Below are 5,168 nucleotides of genomic sequence, written 5' to 3'. Positions count from 1 at the left end.
GTCTCAGGTGACGGACCCGGGTGGTCAGCTCGCCTCGGAGCCGGCCGCGGCCGCCGGGGCCGGGACGGTCGCACCCAGCAGCGAGGGCGAGGCGTAGCGGGACCAGGAGAGGCAGCCGTCGGGCGGGCAGTACTCGGGGCGGCGCGGGTCGTGGCCGAGCTCGCGCAGCTTGGTGCGGACGGAGTCGGGTGTGCGGCCGAAGCGGGCGGCGATCCGGGCGACGGTCTCGCTCTCGTGGAAGCGCCGGACCAGCTCCTCCTCGTGCTGCGGCACCCAGGGGGCGCCGTGGCCGGGGTAGAGCTCGCGCAGCACGTCGCGGTCGGGGATGGGCTCGGAGACGTCGGCGACGATCGCCAGGGCCCGGAGCGCGCGGTTGAGCGCGATCCGCAGCGAGGCGACGTCCTCCACCGGCAGCCGCAGCTTGCCGGAGGCGAGCGGGGCCGCCGGCGCCCCCTCGCGCCAGCCGGTGAGGGTGAGGGTGACCTCGCGGTCGTCGTCGCTGGCGAGTTCGATCCGGAAGACCTTGTCGCCCAGCGGGAGCTCGTTGAGATGACGGAATGCCATGGCTAAACCCCCAAGTGTCGCGCCAGGAACGCACCTTGGGGGTGCGTCCTGAACACCTTCATTCTCTCCCGGGGGTCTGACAATCGAGCCCTTCCGGCGGGCCCTTCAGCCCTTCTCCATGTAGGCCGCGCGCTCCTCGTCGAGCAGGCTCTCCAGGACGGTGCGCAGGTCCGGGTGGGCGGCGAGGTCAGGGTCCTCGGCGACCAGCCGGGTGGCCTCGGCGCGGGCGGTGACGATGACCTCCTCGTCCTCCAGCACCGAGAGCACCTTGAGCGAGGACTTCACCCCGGACTGCGCCTGGCCGAGCACGTCGCCCTCGCGCCGCTGTTCGAGGTCGATCCGGGACAGCTGGAAGCCGTCCAGGGTGCCCGCCACCGCGTCCAGCCGGGCACGGGCGGCACTGGCCGCCGGCATGTCGGTGACCAGCAGGCAGAGCCCGGGGGCGGAGCCGCGGCCGACCCGGCCGCGCAGCTGGTGCAGCTGGGAGACGCCGAACCGGTCCGCGTCCATGATCACCATCGCGGTGGAGTTCGGGACGTTGACGCCGACCTCGATCACCGTGGTGGCGACCAGCACGTCCACCTCGCCGGCCGCGAACCGCCGCATCACCTCGTCCTTGGCCTCCGGGGCGAGGCGCCCGTGCAGGATCTCCACCCGCAGCCCGGCCAGCGGGCCGCCGACGAGCTTCCCGGCGGTCTCCACCACGGACAACGGGGGCCGCCGGTCGCCCTCGTCCGCCGCGCCCTCGTCCGGCGCGTCGTCGAGCAGCTCCTCCAGGTCCTCGGCGCGGCGCTTGCGCTTGGCGCCCTTGGCGCCCTTCTGCTCCTCGGGCTCCTCGTCGCCGATCCGCGGGCAGACCACGTACGCCTGGTGGCCCTTCTCCACCTCCTCGCGGACCCGCTCCCAGGCCCGGGCCAGGAAGTTGGGCTTCTCGACGGCCGGCACCACATGGGTGGAGATCGGCGAGCGGCCGGCCGGCAGCTGGTCCAGGACGGAGGTCTCCAGGTCCCCGAAGACGGTCATCGCGACCGTGCGCGGGATCGGGGTGGCCGTCATCACCAGCAGGTGCGGGGGCTGCTCGCCCTTGGCGCGCAGCGCGTCCCGCTGCTCGACGCCGAACCGGTGCTGCTCGTCGACCACCACCAGGCCGAGGTCCTGGAACTGCACCTTGTCCTCGATCAGCGCGTGGGTGCCGATCGCGAGGCCGGCGTCCCCGCAGGCCATGTCGAGCAGCGCCTGGCGCCGCGCCGGCACCCCCATCGACCCGGTGAGCAGCACCACCCGGGTCCCGAGGTCGGCCCCGCCGAGCATGCCGCCCTCCGCGAGGTCGCCCATCATCTCGACGATCGACCGGTGGTGCTGCTGCGCGAGCACCTCGGTGGGCGCCAGCAGCACCGCCTGCCCGCCCGCGTCGACCACCGCCAGCATCGCCCGCAGCGCGACCAGGGTCTTCCCGGAGCCGACCTCGCCCTGGAGCAGCCGGTGCATGGGGTGGTCGCTCGCGAGGTCGGCGGCGATCTCGGCGGAGACCTTCCGCTGGCCGTCGGTGAGGGTGAACGGGAGGCGGGCGTCGAAGGCGTCCAGGAGGCCGCCGGGGCGGGCCTCGCGGGGCTTGGCGGGGAGGGCGGAGTCGGCGGCCCGGCGTTGGGCGAGGGCGACCTGGAGGACGAAGGCCTCGTCCCAGCGCAGCCGCTCCTGGGCGCGTTCGCGGTCGGCCTGGTTGCGCGGGCGGTGGATCAGTTCGAGCGCCTCGGGCAGCGGGATCAGGCCGTGCCGCTCGCGCAGTTCGGCGGGCAGCGGCTCGCCGACGTCGGACAGGTGCTTGGTGAGCGCCGTCTCCACGCAGAGCGAGAGCTTCCAGCTGGGCATCTGGGCGCTGGCCGGGTAGACCGGGATCAGCCGTCCGGCGAACTGGGCGGCGGCGCTGTCGCCGTCCGCGTCGTCGAGCAGCTGGTAGTCGGGGGAGGCCAGTTGGCGGGTCCGGTTGAACAACCCGACCTTGCCCGCGAACAGGCCCTGGGTCCCCGGGCGCAGCTCCTTCTGCCGCCAGCCCTGGTTGAAGAAGACCAGCGAGAGCCGGCTGCGGCCGTCGGTGACCACCACCTCCAGCCGGTCGCCCTTGCGGCCGCGGAACGGGATCAGGGTGACCTTCTCGATCCGGGCCAGCACGGTGACGTGCTCGTCGATCTCCAGCTCGTCCAGGCTGGTGAGCTGGCCGCGTTCGGCGTAGCGGCGCGGATAGTGGTGCAGCAGGTCCCCGACCGTGCGCAGCTTGAGGCTGTCGGCGAGCACCTTGGCGGTCCGGTCGCCGACGAGCTTGGTCAGTGGTTCATCGAGAGCGCCCATCAGGCCCTGTTTACACCACCGAACCGACAATCCAGGCGCTCACTCCACGCCGATCAGCAGTGGCGCCGACTCCTGGCCGCCGTGGAAGACCGCCGCGTCCACCTCGGGCCGGCTGTGCCGGGCGTGCGCGACCAGGCCTTCGGCGAGGCCCTCGGGGGCACCCTCGCCGAGGATCAGGGTGACCAGTTCGCCGCCCCCGCCGAGCATCCGGTCCAGCACGCTCTCGCCGACCTCGGCCAGGCCCGTGCCGATCACCGCGACGTCCCCGTCGATCAGGCCGAGCACGTCGCCGGCCTGGCAGACGCCGGCCATGGTCCAGGACTCGCCCTCGGCAACGGCCAGTTCGGCGTACCGGGTGGCGCCGGCCGCCGAGGTCATGGCGACCACGTCCTCGTCGAAGCGCCGCCCGGCCTCGTGCACGGCGAGCGCGGCCAGGCCCTGCACCGGCGAGCGGGTGGGCAGCACGGCGATCCGCACGCCCTCCTCGCGCAGCTGGTCGGCGGCCGCGCCGGCGGCGGCCCGCAGTTCGGGGTCGTTGAGCAGCAGCACGACCTCCCGGGCGGCGGCCCGGCGGACGGCGGCGGCGAGTTCGGCGCTGGCCGGCGGACGCCCGGGCTCGGCGTGCAGGACGACCGCGCCGGCCTGTTCGCAGAGTTCGGCGAGGCCCTCGCCGGAGACCACCGAGAGCACCGCGCGGGCCGGCCGCTCGGGCTCACCGCGGTCGGCGGCGGCCCCGGAGCGGGCGGCGGCCTCGGCGAAGTGCGTGATCCGGATCTGGTGCGGGCGCCCGGCCCTGACCCCGGCCTCGACGGCGGCGCCCGCGTCGTCGACGTGGACGTGGACGTTCCACAGGCCGTCGCCGCCGCCGACCACCAGCGAGTCGCCGAGCGCGCCGAGGCGCTCCCGGAGCACGGGCAGCGCCTCGTCGGGCGCGTCCAGCAGGTAGATCACCTCGAACGCCGGGTGACCGGGCCCCGGCGGGCGCACGTGCACCTCGCAGCCCTCGGACCGCAGGAGATCGCCGCGCAGCGCGACCGGCCCCATCGGCTGGTGGCCCGCCACCGCGTCGGCGAGCGCCCCGAGGACGGCGACCAGGCCGCGGCCGCCGGCGTCCACCACGCCGTTCTCGGCCAGCACGGCCAGTTGCTCGGGGGTGTGCCGCAGCGCCTCGCGGGCGGCCCGGTAGGCGGCCTCGGCGACCTGTCCGAGCCCGTCACCGGCCCGGCCGGCCTCCCGGGCCGCGATCCGCGCGACGGTCAACAGGGTGCCCTCGACCGGTTCGGCGACGGCCTGGTAGGCGGCGTCGGAGGCGCGCTGGAGGGCGGCCCGCAGCTGGTCGGCCCCGCCGCCGTCGGCGAGCTTCTCGGCGGTGCCGCGCAGCCACTGGGCGAGGATCACCCCGGAGTTGCCGCGGGCGCCGACCAGGGCGCCGCGGGCCATCGCCCGGGCGGTCTCGGCCAGGCCGGGCGCCGGACCGGGGCCCGGGTCGGCGAACCGGCTCTCCACCTCGGCGGCGGCCGACTCCACGGTCAGGTACAGGTTGGTGCCGGTGTCGCCGTCCGGGACGGGGTAGACGTTGAGTGCGTCGATCTCCTCGCGGGCCTGGCCGAGCGCGCGCAGCGCCAGTTGGCACCAGCTGCGCACGGCCGGGGCGTCGAGCGTGTGCAGCACCAGGTCTCCTCCGGAGTGGGACGCCGTGATGGCCTGACGGTGAACGGCGAGGGTGGTACCCGCAGGTTATCGGGGGTCGGGAGGCGGCGGCGGACACGGCGGCCGGAGCGATCACCCTGCCGGTCATGGTAGTTTCGTTGAACGGAAGCAAGCGTTGTATGCTCTTCCGGTTGCCTGGAACAGGTTCAGGCTCACCCCTTGGTCCGGTTCGGTTCACGTGAGTGCTCCGCTGGTCTGGCGGGGTTGTCTCATGTAAATGATCTGAAGTCTTGGAGTGACTCCTGTGGCTGCCAACTGCGACGTCTGCGGCAAGGGGCCGGGCTTCGGCAACAGCATCTCCCACTCGCACCGCCGTACCCCCCGTCGCTGGAACCCCAACATCCAGACGGTGCGCGCTGTGGTTGGGCGGACGCCGAAGCGGCTCAACGTCTGCACCTCGTGCATCAAGGCCGGTAAGGTCTCGCGCTGACGCGCAGACCGGCATGCCGGTCCTCCAGTGAGCCGGTTCATCCTCGGGTGAACCGGCTTTCTGTTGTTCCGGCATGTGACCGACCGCCTGTGGGCGGGCCCTCGGGCCCGCCCACAGG

The 5,168-nt window shown here is 74.0% G+C and carries 4 protein-coding genes; 1 reads left to right on the top strand and 3 read right to left on the bottom strand.

The features are described 5' to 3' along the window. Positions 1–24: 24 nt before the first annotated feature. The 3 genes from ACFU74_RS35955 to ACFU74_RS35945 form a co-directional block, all read right to left on the bottom strand. On the bottom strand, positions 25–564 hold the full coding sequence (locus ACFU74_RS35955) for a hypothetical protein (RefSeq protein ID WP_380764336.1): 540 nt from the start codon (positions 562–564) through the stop codon (positions 25–27). Positions 565–669: 105 nt separating this feature from the next. Next, complete coding sequence (gene recG / locus ACFU74_RS35950) at positions 670–2,910, bottom strand: ATP-dependent DNA helicase RecG (protein ID WP_380764335.1); 2,241 nt, start codon at positions 2,908–2,910, stop codon at positions 670–672. 39 nt (positions 2,911–2,949) lie between these two features. After that, on the bottom strand, positions 2,950–4,581 hold the full coding sequence (locus ACFU74_RS35945; protein ID WP_380764334.1) for a DAK2 domain-containing protein: 1,632 nt from the start codon (positions 4,579–4,581) through the stop codon (positions 2,950–2,952). Between the two features lie 283 nt (positions 4,582–4,864). Between ACFU74_RS35945 and rpmB the strand changes: the two genes are divergently transcribed. After that, positions 4,865–5,050 carry a 50S ribosomal protein L28 gene (gene rpmB / locus ACFU74_RS35940; RefSeq protein ID WP_073813963.1) on the top strand — a complete coding sequence of 62 codons (186 nt, stop codon included), beginning with the start codon at positions 4,865–4,867 and terminating at the stop codon, positions 5,048–5,050. Positions 5,051–5,168 lie beyond the last annotated feature (118 nt).

Origin of the sequence: Kitasatospora sp. NPDC057500 (assembly GCF_042802195.1) — a bacterium.
In the GTDB taxonomy this organism is placed as follows: Bacteria; Actinomycetota; Actinomycetes; order Streptomycetales; family Streptomycetaceae; genus Kitasatospora.
The sequence above is the reverse complement of the archived record's forward strand: the minus strand, read 5'-3'. Positions and strand labels throughout refer to the sequence as shown.